Annotated in this window: 14 protein-coding genes; 12 read left to right on the top strand and 2 right to left on the bottom strand. The window is 70.4% G+C overall.

The features are described from left to right. The first annotated feature begins 6 nt into the window (after positions 1 to 6). From ITJ60_RS11955 to dapF, 10 genes are all read left to right on the top strand, one after another. Positions 7 to 2,916 (top strand): DNA translocase FtsK, encoded by a 2,910-nt coding sequence (locus ITJ60_RS11955; protein WP_194648083.1) that lies wholly within the window; start codon positions 7 to 9, stop codon positions 2,914 to 2,916. A gap of 5 nt (positions 2,917 to 2,921) precedes the next feature. Then, entirely contained in the window at positions 2,922 to 3,566 is a 645-nt protein-coding gene (gene pgsA / locus ITJ60_RS11950; protein ID WP_194648082.1) for a CDP-diacylglycerol--glycerol-3-phosphate 3-phosphatidyltransferase, read from the top strand. Continuing rightward, entirely contained in the window at positions 3,563 to 4,108 is a 546-nt protein-coding gene (locus tag ITJ60_RS11945; protein ID WP_416371909.1) for a CinA family protein, read from the top strand. Before pgsA ends, ITJ60_RS11945 begins: the two co-directional genes overlap by 4 nt. Positions 4,109 to 4,262: 154 nt before the next feature. After that, positions 4,263 to 4,571, top strand: a complete 309-nt coding sequence (locus tag ITJ60_RS11940) for a helix-turn-helix domain-containing protein (protein WP_027464765.1) — start codon at positions 4,263 to 4,265, stop codon at positions 4,569 to 4,571. A 93-nt stretch (positions 4,572 to 4,664) separates the two neighbouring features. Beyond that, positions 4,665 to 4,889, top strand: coding sequence for a DUF3046 domain-containing protein (locus ITJ60_RS11935; RefSeq protein ID WP_123293908.1), 225 nt, complete (start codon positions 4,665 to 4,667; stop codon positions 4,887 to 4,889). Positions 4,890 to 5,171: 282 nt separating this feature from the next. After that, positions 5,172 to 6,233, top strand: a complete 1,062-nt coding sequence (recA, locus tag ITJ60_RS11930) for a recombinase RecA (RefSeq protein ID WP_111084595.1) — start codon at positions 5,172 to 5,174, stop codon at positions 6,231 to 6,233. Beyond that, positions 6,230 to 7,096: a regulatory protein RecX gene (locus tag ITJ60_RS19330; protein WP_194648081.1), complete on the top strand. Its 867-nt coding sequence runs from the start codon at positions 6,230 to 6,232 to the stop codon at positions 7,094 to 7,096. Before recA ends, ITJ60_RS19330 begins: the two co-directional genes overlap by 4 nt. Positions 7,097 to 7,122: 26 nt before the next feature. After that, positions 7,123 to 8,616 carry a tRNA (N6-isopentenyl adenosine(37)-C2)-methylthiotransferase MiaB gene (gene miaB / locus ITJ60_RS11920; RefSeq protein ID WP_123341028.1) on the top strand — a complete coding sequence of 498 codons (1,494 nt, stop codon included), beginning with the start codon at positions 7,123 to 7,125 and terminating at the stop codon, positions 8,614 to 8,616. Positions 8,617 to 8,710: 94 nt separating this feature from the next. Further along, the gene (gene miaA, locus ITJ60_RS11915) at positions 8,711 to 9,622 is read left to right on the top strand and encodes a tRNA (adenosine(37)-N6)-dimethylallyltransferase MiaA (protein ID WP_194648310.1); all 912 of its coding nucleotides are present in this window, start codon (positions 8,711 to 8,713) and stop codon (positions 9,620 to 9,622) included. After that, a complete protein-coding gene (dapF, locus tag ITJ60_RS11910; protein ID WP_111084599.1) occupies positions 9,619 to 10,509 on the top strand; it encodes a diaminopimelate epimerase in 891 nt (296 codons plus the stop codon). Before miaA ends, dapF begins: the two co-directional genes overlap by 4 nt. A gap of 209 nt (positions 10,510 to 10,718) precedes the next feature. On the opposite strand, the gene ITJ60_RS11905 is transcribed toward dapF, so the two are convergent. Then, the gene (locus tag ITJ60_RS11905; RefSeq protein ID WP_194648080.1) at positions 10,719 to 11,330 is read right to left on the bottom strand and encodes a class I SAM-dependent methyltransferase; all 612 of its coding nucleotides are present in this window, start codon (positions 11,328 to 11,330) and stop codon (positions 10,719 to 10,721) included. A 61-nt stretch (positions 11,331 to 11,391) separates the two neighbouring features. Between ITJ60_RS11905 and hflX the strand changes: the two genes are divergently transcribed. Then, entirely contained in the window at positions 11,392 to 12,930 is a 1,539-nt protein-coding gene (gene hflX, locus ITJ60_RS11900) for a GTPase HflX (RefSeq protein ID WP_111084601.1), read from the top strand. 152 nt (positions 12,931 to 13,082) lie between these two features. On the opposite strand, the gene lexA is transcribed toward hflX, so the two are convergent. Then, the gene (gene lexA / locus ITJ60_RS11895; RefSeq protein WP_123293903.1) at positions 13,083 to 13,727 is read right to left on the bottom strand and encodes a transcriptional repressor LexA; all 645 of its coding nucleotides are present in this window, start codon (positions 13,725 to 13,727) and stop codon (positions 13,083 to 13,085) included. Positions 13,728 to 13,962: 235 nt separating this feature from the next. Here lexA and ITJ60_RS11890 point away from each other — a divergent pair, with 235 nt between their 5' ends. After that, on the top strand, positions 13,963 to 14,340 hold the full coding sequence (locus tag ITJ60_RS11890) for a LysM peptidoglycan-binding domain-containing protein (protein WP_111084603.1): 378 nt from the start codon (positions 13,963 to 13,965) through the stop codon (positions 14,338 to 14,340). Positions 14,341 to 14,400: the final 60 nt, after the last annotated feature.

Here is a 14,400-nt window from a genome sequence, read left to right as displayed (position 1 = left end):
CTGCCCATGGCCGGAGGCACCAAGTCGACCACGCGCTCGCGCGCGTCCACGTCGTCCCGTGGGAACGGGACGCGCGGTTCGTCGCGCACCCAGGCCACGACGAAGAAGCTGTCGCAGGCGGCACCGACACCGGTGTTCCGCGAGCAGAACCCGCTCGTGACGTTCTGGCTCGCGATGGCGCACGGCGTCGGGGCGATGTTCCGACTGCTCGGCAAGGAGTCCCTCGAGAAGGACCAGCGGCGTGACGGGTTCCCGTTCCTGCTGTTCGTGCTGGCCATCGCCGGCGCGGTCGTCGAGTGGCTCAACCCGACGAACGGCGTGTCGGTCGCACTCGACGCGTACACGTTCGGCGGGCTGTTCGGCCGGTTGGCGTTCGCTCTGCCGGTGATCATGATCGTCTTCGCCGGATGGCTGTTCCGGCACCCGGCCTCGGTGCACGACAACACCCGGATCGGCATCGGCCTCGGGATCCTGCTCGTCGCGATCGCCTCGCTCTGCCACGTCTTCGGCGGGCAGCCGAGCGCAGCGGACGGCATGCCCGCCCTGGCTGCGGCCGGCGGTGTGCTCGGCTGGGTCGTGATCGGCTGGCTCGTCACGATCGCGACCGCCTGGGTCGCGGTCCCGGTGGCGATCGTGCTGCTCGTCCTCTCGCTCTTCATCATCACCAAGACGCCGCCGAACAAGGTCGGGCGTCGGCTGCACGAGCTGTACGCGTACCTGTTCGGCGCGCCGGCCCCGGCCGCCGAGCCCGAGGTCGAAGCGGCAGCTGCGGCGCCCGCTGCGCGCACCAAGACGGCCAAGCGCGGCAAGAAGGGCGACACCGACTTCCAGCTGTTCGACGACCTCGGCTTCGGCGACGAGCAGGCTGCTGCCGACGGTGACGCCGGCGGCGACAACGTGCCGTGGTGGCGACGGAACAAGTCCGGGCGCGAAGAGGACCCGGCGTACGACAGCCCCGTGCTGCCCCCGGCCACCGGTGTCGCACCGACGGCCCCGCCCGCCGCGGCGGCTGCACCCGCTGTCCCGGTGGTCAACCCCAACGCGGGCGCTGCCGCCGGCCTCGTGGACCTGACACCGGCCGAACCCGCCTCGGTCAACCTCAACGACTCCGTCGAACAGGACCTGCAGGTCGCCGAGCAGGCCCTGCGGGACTTCGGCACCGACGTCCCCGCGCGTCCGGAGCCGACCGCGGCGATCCGCCCCGCGGTGCCCGACGTGGTCGCGGCCCCCCTCGTCGAGGACCCCGCCGCCGACGAGCCCGAGGAACTCTCCGCGGCGGCGACCGACGACGACCCGTCGAAGCCGTACCGCCTGCCGGCCGCGACCACCCTGAGCTCCGGCACCCCCTCGGTCGCCCGCAGCCAGGCGAACGACGACATCGTCGCCGCCATCACCGGCGTGCTGACGGAGTTCAAGGTCGACGCGAAGGTCACCGGGTTCTCCCGCGGTCCGACGGTCACCCGCTACGAGATCGAGCTCGGCCCGGGTGTCAAGGTCGAGCGCGTCACGGCGCTGTCGAAGAACCTGTCGTACGCGGTGGCCTCCAACGAGGTCCGGATCCTCTCGCCGATCCCGGGCAAGAGCGCCATCGGTGTCGAGATCCCGAACTCCGACCGCGAGATCGTGTCCCTCGGCGACGTGCTGCGCTCGAACGCGGCGCGGAAGTCGAAGCACCCGATGACGATCGGCGTCGGCAAGGACGTCGAGGGTGGCTTCGTCGTCGCGAACCTGGCGAAGATGCCGCACCTGCTCGTCGCCGGTTCGACCGGTTCCGGCAAGTCGGTCTTCATCAACTCGATGATCACGTCGCTGCTCATGCGGGCGAAACCGTCCGAGGTCCGCATGGTCCTGGTCGACCCGAAGCGCGTCGAGCTCTCGATCTACGCGGGTGTCCCGCACCTCATCACGCCCATCATCACGAACCCGAAGAAGGCGGCCGAAGCGCTGCAGTGGGTCGTGAAGGAGATGGACATGCGGTACGACGACCTGGCGTCGTTCGGGTTCCGCCACGTCGACGACTTCAACAAGGCGATCGAGAACAACGAGATCGTCCTGCCCGCCGGCAGCGAGCGGAAGCTCAAGCCGTACCCGTACCTGCTCGTCGTCGTCGACGAGCTCGCGGACCTCATGCTCGTCGCCCCGCGCGACGTCGAGGAGTCGATCGTCCGCATCACCCAGCTCGCCCGTGCCGCCGGCATCCACCTGGTGCTCGCGACGCAGCGCCCGTCGGTGGACGTCATCACCGGCCTGATCAAGGCGAACGTGCCGTCCCGCATCGCCTTCGCGGTGACGAGCGTCACGGACTCCCGTGTCATCCTCGACCAGCCCGGCGCGGACAAGCTCATCGGCCAGGGCGACGCGCTCTTCCTGCCGATGGGATCGTCGAAGTCCCTGCGCGTGCAGGGAGCGTGGGTGCAGGAGGGCGAGGTCGCCGAGGTCGTCCAGCACGTCACCCGCCAGGCCCAGCCCGAGTACCGCCAGGACGTCCAGGCCGTGGTCGAGCGCAAGGAGATCGACGCCGACATCGGCGACGACCTCGAACTGCTGCTCGCGGCGGTCGAACAGGTCGTCTCGACGCAGTTCGGCTCGACCTCGATGCTGCAGCGCAAGCTCCGGGTCGGCTTCGCCAAGGCCGGTCGCCTGATGGACCTGATGGAGTCCCGCGACATCGTCGGTCCGTCCGAGGGGTCGAAGGCCCGCGACGTGCTCGTCACCACCGACCAGCTGCCCGCGGTGCTCGCGAAGCTCCGCGGCGAGGAGCCGCCGGCTGCTCCGGCGCCCGTGGCCCCCGTGCCCGGCCCCAGTGACGACGGCGACCGCTACGGCGCCGACCCCGTGGGCGACATGACCCGCGGGTACGATGAAGTGCACGACGAGCCCGATGAGGACGCGTGGGGACTGACGGGCAGGGAGTGAAGGCGATGACCGCCTCGGACGGCACGGACACGACACACGGCGCGAAGTTCCCCTGGCGCGGGCGACTGCTCCGCAAGGGTCCCGGCCCGGCATCGACGGCGAACGTCGCGAACATCATCACCGTGGTGCGCATCCTCATGGCGCCGCTGTTCTTCGTGCTGCTCCTCACCGACGCCGGCGACGACGGCCCGCTGCGCATCTGGGCGGCGATCGTCTTCGTCGTCGCGATCGTGACCGACAGCGCCGACGGCATCATCGCCCGGCGGCAGAACCTGGTCACCGACTTCGGCAAGCTCGTCGACCCGATCGCCGACAAGGTCCTGATCGGCGGCGCGCTCGTCGCCCTGTCGATCCTGCTCGAGCTGCCCTGGTACGTGACGGTGCTCATCATGGTGCGCGAGATCGGCATCACGGTGTTCCGCTTCGCGGTGCTGTCGGACCGGGTGATCCCGGCCAGTCGTGGCGGCAAGATCAAGACCGTGCTGCAGGCCGTCGCCCTGACGTCGGCACTCTTCCCGTGGTGGGAGCTCGTCGGTGACTGGGCGCACTGGGTGAACGTGGTGCTGATGAGCGCCGCCTTCCTGGCGACCGTGCTCAGCGGCATCGACTACCTGTACCAGGCGTGGAAGCACAACCGGACCACCGCGTGACGCAGGCCGACGACGCGACCGGCGCCGCGCCTCCCGGCCCTGTCGACACGGTCGACGCGATCGCGCGGGACCTGGTCGCCGACCTGACGCGTCGCGGTGAGACCGTCGCCGTGGCGGAGTCGCTCACCGGCGGGTTGGTGGTATCGACGCTCGTCGGTGTTCCGGGGGCGAGCGCCGTGGTGCGCGGGGGAGTCGTGGCCTACGCGACGCCCGTCAAGCACACCGTGCTCGGGGTGTCGTCGGCGTTGCTGGCGGCCAACGGGGCCGTCGATCCCGAGGTCGCGCGGCAGATGGCGGCCGGTGTCCGCATTGCGCTGTCCGTCGATGGTGAGCCGGCGACGTGGGGGATGAGCACGACCGGTGTCGCCGGGCCGGACCCGCAGGACGGCAAGCCGGTCGGCACCGTCTACGTCGGCATCGCGTCGGCGGACGGCGCCACTGCCTGGAAACTCCACCTCGACGGGGACCGCGGTGCAATCCGCACGGCGTCCGTCTCCGAACTCCTGACACGGATGTCGTCCGTGGTCCGAGGCCGGGAATAGGTCCCGTTTCCACTGGGTTACATCTCACGCAATCTCCAGCAGGACGGCAGCCAGCCTGGTTAGCATGCTTCAACCGGCAACGCTAAAGTTGCTGAACCCGAACTCGATCCTCCGGATCGGGCGGGCGCGGAGACGACAGAGAGGAGGAGTTCTCATGGTTCTCGTTCGTCAGGAAATCGGCGATGTGCTTCGGGACTTCCGCTTGCAGAAGGGCCGGACCCTCCGTCAGGTCGCGTCCAAGGCCAGTGTGGCTCTCGGGTACCTCAGTGAGGTCGAGCGTGGTCAGAAAGAGGCCAGCTCGGAGATCCTCGCGTCCGTCGCGGATGCGCTGGACACCCCCATCTCCACGATCATGCGCGAGGTGGGCGACCGCCTCGCGATCGTCGAGGGACTCACTCCCGTCCCCGACACGCTCCCGGACGACCTCGTCGCCGAGTTCGACAACGACCTCGCGGTGCGCTGAGCGCCTCGCACCGAACGCCCCCGCCGGAACCTCCCGGCGGGGGCGTTCTGCGTCCGGGGCGCTGTGTGTTCGGGGACGCTTTAGGCTTGTCGGATGCGGGTGAGTGAGTTCTGGCGTGCCGTCGACCAGGTGTTCGGCGAGGCCTACGGGTCCGTGGTCAGCCGTGACGTCGTGCTCGAGGAACTCGGTGGCCGCTCGGCCGTGGACGCCCTCGCGGCCGGCATCGACGCCCGCCGGGTGTGGGATGCCCTCTGCGACTCGCAGGACGTCCCGCTCGACCGGCGGCACGGCAAGGGGTTGGCCGAGCCGCAGAACTGAGGCGTCCGCGCTCCGTCGCGCCGCCGCCACCGCCCGAAACTGTGTTCGGCGTGTTGCTCGAACGGGTGTTCGATCGGTGGTACGTTCCTCCACAGCGGCGTCGCCCAGGTGTTCCATCCACAGATCGCGTGACCGTCGGCAGTGATGTCGGTGGCCAGCCATAGGTTGATGGACATCGGGAACAGCCCGAAGCCTTGTCGCAGAACCATCGGCCTTGCACCACCGGCCGGCGTGGACGCGACAGCCTACAGGCGGCCGAACACGAGCACGAAGGAGCACCCCATGCCATCACCGGCAGACCGCGAAAAGGCCCTCGAGACCGCACTCGCACAGATCGACAGGCAGTTCGGCAAGGGTGCGATCATGCGCCTCGGTTCGGACGAACGCGCACCCGTCAACGTCATCCAGACCGGGTCGGTGGCGCTCGACGTCGCGCTCGGCATCGGGGGACTGCCCCGCGGCCGCATCGTCGAGATCTACGGCCCGGAGTCCTCGGGTAAGACGACCCTCACCATCCACGCCATCGCCAACGCCCAGCGCGCCGGTGGCATCGCGGCCTTTATCGACGCCGAGCACGCGCTCGACCCGGAGTACGCCAAGAAGCTCGGTGTCGACATCGACGCCCTGCTCGTGTCGCAGCCGGACACCGCCGAGCAGGCGCTCGAGATCGCGGACATGCTCGTCCGCTCCGGCTCGATCGACCTCATCGTGATCGACTCGGTCGCAGCACTGGTGCCGCGCGCCGAGATCGAGGGCGAGATGGGTGACTCCCACGTCGGTCTGCAGGCCCGCCTCATGTCCCAGGCGCTGCGCAAGCTCGCCGGTGGGCTGAACCAGACGCAGACGACGATGATCTTCATCAACCAGCTGCGCGAGAAGATCGGCGTGTTCTTCGGTTCCCCGGAGACAACCTCGGGCGGTAAGGCACTGAAGTTCTACGCGTCCGTCCGCCTCGACATCCGTCGCATCGAGACGCTCAAGAGCGGCACCGACGCGGTGGGCAACCGCACGCGTGTCAAGGTCGTCAAGAACAAGATGGCGCCGCCTTTCAAGCAGGCTGAGTTCGACATCCTGTACGGCGTCGGCATCTCGCGCGAAGGCTCGCTGCTCGACTTCGGTGTCGACCACGGCATCGTCAAGAAGTCGGGTGCCTGGTACACCTACGACGGCGACCAGCTCGGGCAGGGCAAGGAGAACTCGCGTTCCTTCCTGATCCAGAACCCGGACACGGCGGCTGAGATCGAGGGCAAGATCCTCGCCAAGCTCGGCGTCGGTGGCGCCAAGGCAGAAGAGGCTCCGGTCGAGTCGATCGCGCCGAAGCTCGCGGAGCGCAAGGGCGCGTGAGCACCGACCACGACGACGACGGCCTCGCACCGGTCACGGACCTGTTCGGTGCGAGGTCCCGTCGTCGGGCCCCGGCAGCTGCGGATCCCACGCCCGAACCCGAGCCGACGGTGCCCAGCGTTCCGGAGCCCGTGCTCGAAGACGATGCGGACACCCCTGTTCCGTTGCCCATCCGCGGGCCGCGTGCACAGGCCGACTGGGTCTCGCCGGTCATCGGCGACGGTTCCGGCCGGACCGCGCGGGCCGAGCAGGACGGCTACGACGACGACGGGGCGGACGCCACGACGGCGTCGGTCTTCTCGATCGCCGGTGGTGAAGAACTCGACCCTGCGGATGCCCCGCGTCCCCTCGACGAGCAACGCGCCGACGCCGAGCGGCTCAGTATGCGGGCGCTCGGCCGCAAGGGCGTGAGCGAGTCCGAGATGCGGACACTGCTCACCCAGCAGGACCTCGACCCCGACGTGGTCGAGCACGAGATCGAACGCCTGACCCGCGTCGGGCTGCTCGACGACGTCGCCCTCGCCACCGACCTGGTGGACCGCCTGCACGCCCGCAAGGGTCTGGGGCGACAGGGCGTGGTCACCGAGCTGCGTCGTCGTGGCATCGACCAGATCGCGATCGACACCGCGCTCGACGAAGCTGCGGACGACGAGGACGACGAGTTCATCCGCGCCCAGGAGCTCGCCGACAAGCGTGCGCCGCAGATGCGTGGGCTCGACCGTGCGACCGCCGAGCGTCGGTTGTCGGGGTTCCTGATGCGCAAGGGCTACGGCTCGGGCGTGGTGCGGATCGCCGTCCAGCGTGCCCTCGACGGCGGCGGACGCCGGCCTCCGACGGGCCGCGGGACCGTGCGCTTCGAGTAGTCGCCCCGACCTACACTGGGACGACCATGGCCACCGTCGCAGCGCGCCAGCGCACCTACGAAGTCCGCACCTACGGGTGCCAGATGAACGTGCACGACTCCGAGCGGCTGAGCGGGTCGCTGCAGGCGGCGGGCTACACGGCTGCGGACGGCGAGCAGGCCGACGTCGTCGTGATCAACACCTGTGCGGTGCGCGAGAACGCCGACAACCGCTTGTACGGCAACCTCGGGCAGCTGGCTGGCATCAAGCGCGACCACCCCGGCATGCAGATCGCCGTCGGTGGGTGCCTGGCGCAGAAGGACAAGAACGTCATCCTCGAGAAGGCGCCGTGGGTGGACGTGGTCTTCGGCACGCACAACATGGGCTCGTTGCCGACGCTGCTCGAGCGTGCGCGGCACAACGACGAGGCGCAGATCGAGATCCTCGAAGCGCTCGACGTGTTCCCGTCGACGCTGCCGACCAAGCGTGACTCGACCCACAGCGGGTGGGTGTCGATCTCGGTCGGGTGCAACAACACGTGCACGTTCTGCATCGTCCCGTCGCTCCGCGGCAAGGAGAAGGACCGACGCCCGGGCGACGTCCTCGCCGAGATCCAGGCGCTCGTCGACGACGGCGCGATCGAGGTCACGCTGCTCGGGCAGAACGTGAACTCGTACGGGGTCGAGTTCGGCGACCGTCAGGCGTTCGGCAAGCTGCTGCGCGCGGCCGGCACCATCGACGGCCTCGAGCGCATCCGCTTCACGAGCCCGCACCCGGCAGCCTTCACCGACGACGTCATCGACGCCATGGCCGAGACCCCGAACGTCATGCCGCAGCTGCACATGCCGTTGCAGTCCGGGTCCGACCGGGTCCTCAAGGCCATGCGGCGGAGCTACCGGAGCGAGCGCTTCCTCGGCATCCTCGACCGGGTGCGCGCCAAGATCCCGAACGCGGCGATCTCGACCGACATCATCGTCGGGTTCCCCGGCGAGACGGAAGAGGACTTCGCGGACACCCTGCGCGTCGTCGAGCAGGCACGGTTCGCCAGCGCCTTCACGTTCCAGTACTCGATCCGCCCCGGTACCCCGGCGGCGACGATGGACGACCAGCTGCCGAAGCACGTCGTGCAGGAGCGGTACGAGCGGCTCGTCGCGCTGCAGGAACGCATCACCGCGGAAGAGAACGCCGCGCAGGTCGGCCGGAGCGTCGAGGTCCTCGTCGCGACGGGCGAGGGGCGGAAGGACGACGCCACCCGCCGGTTGTCCGGACGCGCGGAAGACTCGCGGCTCGTGCACTTCGCCGTGCCGGAGGGCTCCGCGGTCCCGCGACCCGGCGACGTCGTCACGGTCGAGATCACCCGAGCGGCCCCGCACTTCCTGATCGCCGACGACGACGCTCCACTGCGCATCCGACGCACCCGGGCGGGCGACGCCTGGGACCGTGCCGAGGCCGAGAGCTGCGGCGTGCCGACCCCGGCGGCGCCCGGCGACGGTCCGCGCCCGGTGTCGCTCGGACTGCCCACGCTCCGTGTCGGGCGCTGACGCCCCCGTCGGGGACGGCCCCGAGCGCGACACGGCCCAGGACCCCGAGCGCGACCCGGTACAGCACCGCGAGCGCGACGCGTCCGACGCTGATCTGATCGCCGTCGTCGGGGCGACGGGGACGGGCAAGTCCGACCTCGGGATCGCGATCGCCGAACGCCTCCGAGCCGCCGGCCGGAACGCCGAGATCGTCAACGCCGACGCCATGCAGCTGTACCGCGGCATGGACATCGGCACCGCGAAGCTGTCGTTCGACGAACGGCACGGCATCCCGCACCACCAACTCGACGTGCTCGAGGTCACCGACGAGGCCAGCGTCGCCGCGTACCAGGTGGCCGCCCGAGCCGACGTGGACCGCATCCGTGCCGACGGCGGCGTCGCCGTGCTCGTCGGCGGGAGTGGCCTCTACGTGTCCTCCGTCCTGTTCGACCTGGCGTTCCCCGGCACCGACCCGGAACTCCGCGCGCGGCTCGAGCGCGAGCACGACGAGCTCGGGCCGGGCATCCTGCTCGAGCGGCTCCGCGGCCTGGACCCGGCGGCCGCAGCGACGATCGATGCACGCAACCCACGGCGGTTGATCCGGGCACTCGAGATCGCGAGCCGATCCGAGGTCGTGACCCCGAGCCTCCCGTCCGCGCCCCGCGCCTGGCGACCGTCCCGGATCCTGCACCTGCGACGCGATCGTGAGCAGCTGGTCGCGGCGCTGCACGCGCGTGCAGCGGGCATGTTCGCCGCCGGGCTCGTCGACGAGGTCGCGGCTCTGCGCGAGCAGGGCATCGAAGACGGGAAGACCGCGCGGGCCGCGATCGGGTACTCGCAGGCGCTCGACGTGCTGCGGGGGACCTCCACGATCGAGGCAGCGGTCGAGGCGACCGGCATCGCGACGCGCAAGTACGCCCGACGGCAGGTGTCCTGGTTCCGCCGCTACGCCGAGGCCGAGACCCTCGACGGCACCGGAGCCGACCGCGGGGACCTGTCGGAACTGGCCCGTAGGATCGTCCCGTGACCGAGCTGCACTTCACCAAGGGCCAGGGGACCGGCAACGACTTCGTCCTGTTCGCCGACCCCGACGCCACCGTCGACCTGACCCCCGAGCGGATCCGCGCGATCGCGGACCGACGTTTCGGCGTGGGCGGCGACGGCGTGATCCGAGCGGTGCGGTCCGAGGCGATCCCCGAAGGACGCGCCCTGGTGGCCGTCGAACCCGCGGCGACGTGGTTCATGGACTACCACAACGCCGACGGCACGGTCGCCGAGATGTGCGGCAACGGGATCCGGGTGTTCGCGCGGTACCTGACCGAGTCCGGCCTGGTCGAGCTCGCACCCGGCGAGACCCTGACCGTCGGCAGCCGCAAGGGCCTGGTCGACATCCAGCGGACCACCAACGGCTTCGCTGCCGACCTCGGCCGGTGGGGGCTGGGCATCGAGGACGGCGGCTCGGACGACGTCATGGTGCGCGCCAAGAACCTCGACGGTGCCCGGCCCGGCATCGGCATCGACGTCGGCAACCCGCACGTGGTCGTCGCCGTCGCGACCGAGGACGAACTCGCCGACCTCGACCTGACCTTCCTGCCCGTGCTCGACCCGGCGCCCGAACACGGCGCCAACGTCGAGTTCGTGCTGCCCGGCGACCCCCTGATCAACGACGGCGTCGGCGAGATCACGATGCGGGTGCACGAGCGGGGCAGTGGCGAGACGCTGTCGTGCGGCACCGGTGCGGTGGCTGCTGCGCTCGCGACGCGGTACTGGGTGGGTTCCGGTGCGCCGGACACCTGGCGCGTGCGGGTTCCGGGCGGCGTCGTGACGGTGCGGATGTTCGCGGCGGAGGACGGCGAGCACGTGTCGCTGTCCGGGCCGGCCGAGCTCGTGTTCTCCGGCGACCTGACGGTCTGACGCGGGGGCGCGGGCCGCGGGGCGGGCCACGGGCGGCGGGCGGAGCGCGGGCGGAGCGCCGCAGGCGGCGCGCGCCGCTTCGTGAGCAGAAATGGTCGGGTGCTCTGCGGCGACTCGACCATTTCTGCTCACGAAGCCGCTCGCGCGGCGCCCGCGGCGGGCGGCGCGGCGGGCGGGGCGGCGCGGCGGGCGGCGCGGCGCGCGCCGCGCTACGCCGTCCGGCGCACGCGGATGACGCGGAACCCCTTGTCGGTGGACGCCCGCGCGACGTGGAACCCGGCCCCGAGCGCACCGACGAGCCACTTCTGCAACGAGTCACCCCCGAGGTCCTTCGACACCACGAGCCAGGCGTCGCCCTCGACCTCGAGCCGGGGCAGCCACGTCAGCAGGATCTCGTGGAGTTCGTCCTTGCCGACGCGGATCGGCGGGTTCGACCAGATCGTCCGGAACCGCAGGTCGTCCGGGACGTCGTCGGGCAGGGCGATGGTGACGTTCGACGCACCGGCGGCCTCGGCGTTGGCCCGCGCCAGACCGAGCACCCGTTCGTTGACGTCGACGCCCCACACCGACGCGTCAGGGGAGTGCAGCGCCATCGTGATCGCGATCGGGCCCCAGCCGCAACCGACGTCGAGCAGGGCGCCGTCGTGCGCGGGCGGCGGGACGGAACCGAGCAGCACGCGGGTGCCGCGGTCGAGGCCGTCCGGGCTGAAGACCCCTGCTGCCGTGGTCAGCGTGAGCGACCGGCCGGCGAGGGTGACGTCGATCTGGCGTTCGCGGGTGTCCGATGACGGGTTCGCGGAGAAGTAGTGGTCGTTCGCCATGGATGAACCGTAGCGGGAACCCGGTGTGTCCGAGGCCCACCGGAGGTACCCTGTGGACAGGATGACGGATACCCATCAGCAGAACGACCAGACCAACGACGACAGCGCAGACGGTGTCGTCGAACGGGTGTTGCGCAACGCCGACCGCCGCGCAGCATCGTCCATCTTCGCCCCCGCCCAGGCGATCCAGACCCGCTCGGTCGACGAGCACGGGTGGGACGGCGACGGCGACCAGTACGACCGTGAGGACCGCGCGGCACTGCGCCGCGTCGCCGGCCTCTCCACCGAGCTCGAGGACGTCACCGAGGTCGAGTACCGCCAGCTGCGGCTCGAGCAGGTCGTCCTGATCGGCGTGTACCCGCACGGTGATGCGCAGGACGCCGAGAACTCCCTGCGGGAGCTGTCCGCCCTGGCCGAGACCGCCGGCGCGGTGGTCCTCGACGGGCTCCTCCAGCGTCGACCGAACCCCGACCCGGCGACCTACCTCGGCAAGGGCAAGGCGGAAGAGCTCGCGATGGTCGTCAAGGCCACCGGCGCCGACACGGTGATCGCGGACACCGAGCTCGCCCCGTCGCAGCGCCGTGCGCTCGAGGACGTCGTGAAGGTCAAGGTCATCGACCGCACGGCCGTGATCCTCGACATCTTCAGCCAGCACGCGAAGACCCGAGAGGGCAAGGCCCAGGTCGAGCTCGCGCAGCTCCAGTACCTGCTACCCCGACTGCGCGGCTGGGGTGACTCGATGTCCCGGCAGGCCGGTGGTCAGGTCTCCGGCGGTGCGGGCATGGGTTCGCGTGGTCCCGGTGAGACGAAGATCGAGCTCGACCGGCGTCGCATCCACACCCGCATGTCGAAGCTCCGCCGCCAGATCGCCGGGTTCCGCCCCGCGCGCGAGGCGAAGCGTGCCGACCGCCACCGCAACGAGGTGCCGAGCGTCGCGATCGCCGGCTACACGAACGCGGGCAAGTCCTCGCTCCTGAACCGCCTGACGAGCGCCGGCGTGCTGGTGCAGAACCAGCTGTTCGCGACGCTGGACGCCACGGTCCGCCGGACCGAGAGCACCAAGGGCCGCGAGTTCACCTTCGTGGACACGGTCGGCTTCGTCCGGAACCTGCCGCACCAACTGGTCGAGGCCTTCCGCTCCACCCTCGAGGAGGTCGGCGAGGCCGACGTCATCGTGCACGTGGTCGACGGCTCGCACCCCGACCCCGGCGCACAGCTCGCCACCGTGCGCGAGGTCATCGGCGACGTCGGCGCGCACGACATCCCCGAGATCGTCGTGTTCAACAAGGCCGACCTGATCGACGACGCACAGCGCCTCGTCCTGATCGGGCTCGCGTCGGACGCCGTCTTCGTGTCGGCCCGTACGGGTGAGGGCATCCCGGAGCTCCTCCGCACCATCGAGGAGCGCCTGCCGGAGCCCGACGTCGAGCTCACAGTGGTCGTGCCCTACGACCGCGGTGACCTCGTCTCCACGCTGCACGACGCCGGCGCGGTCGACTCCGTCGACTACGTCGAGGACGGCACCCGCCTGCGCGTACGCGTCTTCCAGCGGCAGGTCGCGGAGCTCGATCCGTACGTGGTCGCCCCCGTCACGTCCTGACGGCCGGTACCGGCTGACGGCCGGGAGGCCCGCCCCACGTCCGTCGCGCGGGTGCGCTCCGGCCGCGGTTCAGTTCAACGCCGCACAACCGAAATCGGCTCGAACCACGAGATCTCGTGGTTCGAGCCGATCGTGGTTGTGCCCGGGGCGCGTCAGAGGGAGCGGAGGACCGCGACGACCTTGCCGAGCACCGACGCCGCGTCGCCGAGGATCGGCTCGAATGCGGTGTTGCGGGGGAGCAGCCACGTGTGGCCGTCGCGCTGGCGGAAGACCTTGACGGTCGCTTCTTCGTCGAGCATCGCGGCGACGATGTCACCGTTCTCGGCGGTCTGCTGCGCGCGCACGACCACCCAGTCGCCGTCGCAGATCGCGGCGTCGATCATCGACTCGCCGACGACCTTGAGCATGAAGAGGTCGCCCGAGCCGACGAGCTGCCGGGGGAGCGGGACGATCTCGTCGACGTGCTGCTCCGCCGTGATCGGGACACCGGCGGCGATCCGGCCGACCAGCGGCACGAGGGTCGTGGCGTCGACGTCGGGCCCGGTGACGTCCGGCGTGGGCTCGTCGACCAGGACCTCGAGCGCACGGGGACGGTTCGGGTCGCGGCGGATCCAGCCACCGAGCTCGAGCTGGCCGAGCTGGTGGGACACGCTCGACAGCGAGGAGAGCCCGGCTGCATCGCCGATCTCGCGCATGCTCGGCGGGTAGCCCCGCGAGGCGATGGACGCACGGATGGCGTCGAGGATCGTCTGCTGCTTCGCGGTCAGCGGCTTCTGGCCCCGCAGTTCGTCCACCACGTCGTCTCGCTTTCGTCGGTGCTGAGCGGCCGTGGCGGGAATGTCGGTGGTCCCCGTTTGACTTGTCCCAGTCGATCGAAACAGTATCCGACCGGTCAACCCCGGACAAACACCTGTTCGAGCGTGTCGCAAGAAAACCCCGCAGAAATCCTCTCCTAGGACTTGTGCGTCGTCTGATTCGAAACTATGTTCGGTACACGACTTCGGTTCACCCGAACGGGAAGGCAAGAACGACATGAGCACCATCGCCATCGCTGACATCCAGCGCACCGCGGCCCCCGCCGTGCGCGTCCGCCTGCGCCTGACGCGCCGCGGCCGCATCGTCTTCACGACGCTCGCCGCGCTCCCTCTCCTCATCGTCGTCGCCTTCTTCGTCCTGAACGGCGGCCAGGCGTCCGCCGGTGACGCCGCCGCTGGTGGCGCCCGGACGCAGTTCGACACGGTCACGATCCAGCCGGGCGAGACGCTCTGGCAGCTGGCCGAGGACACCGCGCCGAACGCCGACCCGCGCGACTTCGTGCAGGACGTCATCAGCCTCAACGCTCTCGACGGCTCCGGGCTGCAGGCCGGCGAGCAGATCGCCATCCCGACGAAGTACACCTCCGGCCAGTAGTCGCTGCAAGTGGTCGAGGGCAGTCCCGTCCGGACGGCTGGTCGTCCGGTGGCCACAGCG

This window comes from Curtobacterium sp. VKM Ac-2884, from assembly GCF_015350945.1.
Lineage (GTDB): Bacteria > Actinomycetota > Actinomycetes > Actinomycetales > Microbacteriaceae > Curtobacterium.
The sequence above is the reverse complement of the archived record's forward strand: the minus strand, read 5'-3'. Positions and strand labels throughout refer to the sequence as shown.

What these genes read in the sequence shown, in the direction of transcription:
- miaB (WP_123341028.1), top strand. Translation starts at nt 7,123, where the DNA reads ATGGCCACCGTCGCAGCGCGCCAGCGCACCTACGAAGTCCGCACCTAC.
- ITJ60_RS11955 (WP_194648083.1), top strand. Translation starts at nt 7, where the DNA reads ATGGCCGGAGGCACCAAGTCGACCACGCGCTCGCGCGCGTCCACGTCG.
- ITJ60_RS11890 (WP_111084603.1), top strand. Translation starts at nt 13,963, where the DNA reads ATGAGCACCATCGCCATCGCTGACATCCAGCGCACCGCGGCCCCCGCC.
- hflX (WP_111084601.1), top strand. Translation starts at nt 11,392, where the DNA reads ATGACGGATACCCATCAGCAGAACGACCAGACCAACGACGACAGCGCA.
- ITJ60_RS11905 (WP_194648080.1), bottom strand. Translation starts at nt 11,330, where the DNA reads ATGGCGAACGACCACTACTTCTCCGCGAACCCGTCATCGGACACCCGC.
- pgsA (WP_194648082.1), top strand. Translation starts at nt 2,922, where the DNA reads ATGACCGCCTCGGACGGCACGGACACGACACACGGCGCGAAGTTCCCC.
- ITJ60_RS11940 (WP_027464765.1), top strand. Translation starts at nt 4,263, where the DNA reads ATGGTTCTCGTTCGTCAGGAAATCGGCGATGTGCTTCGGGACTTCCGC.
- recA (WP_111084595.1), top strand. Translation starts at nt 5,172, where the DNA reads ATGCCATCACCGGCAGACCGCGAAAAGGCCCTCGAGACCGCACTCGCA.
- ITJ60_RS11935 (WP_123293908.1), top strand. Translation starts at nt 4,665, where the DNA reads ATGCGGGTGAGTGAGTTCTGGCGTGCCGTCGACCAGGTGTTCGGCGAG.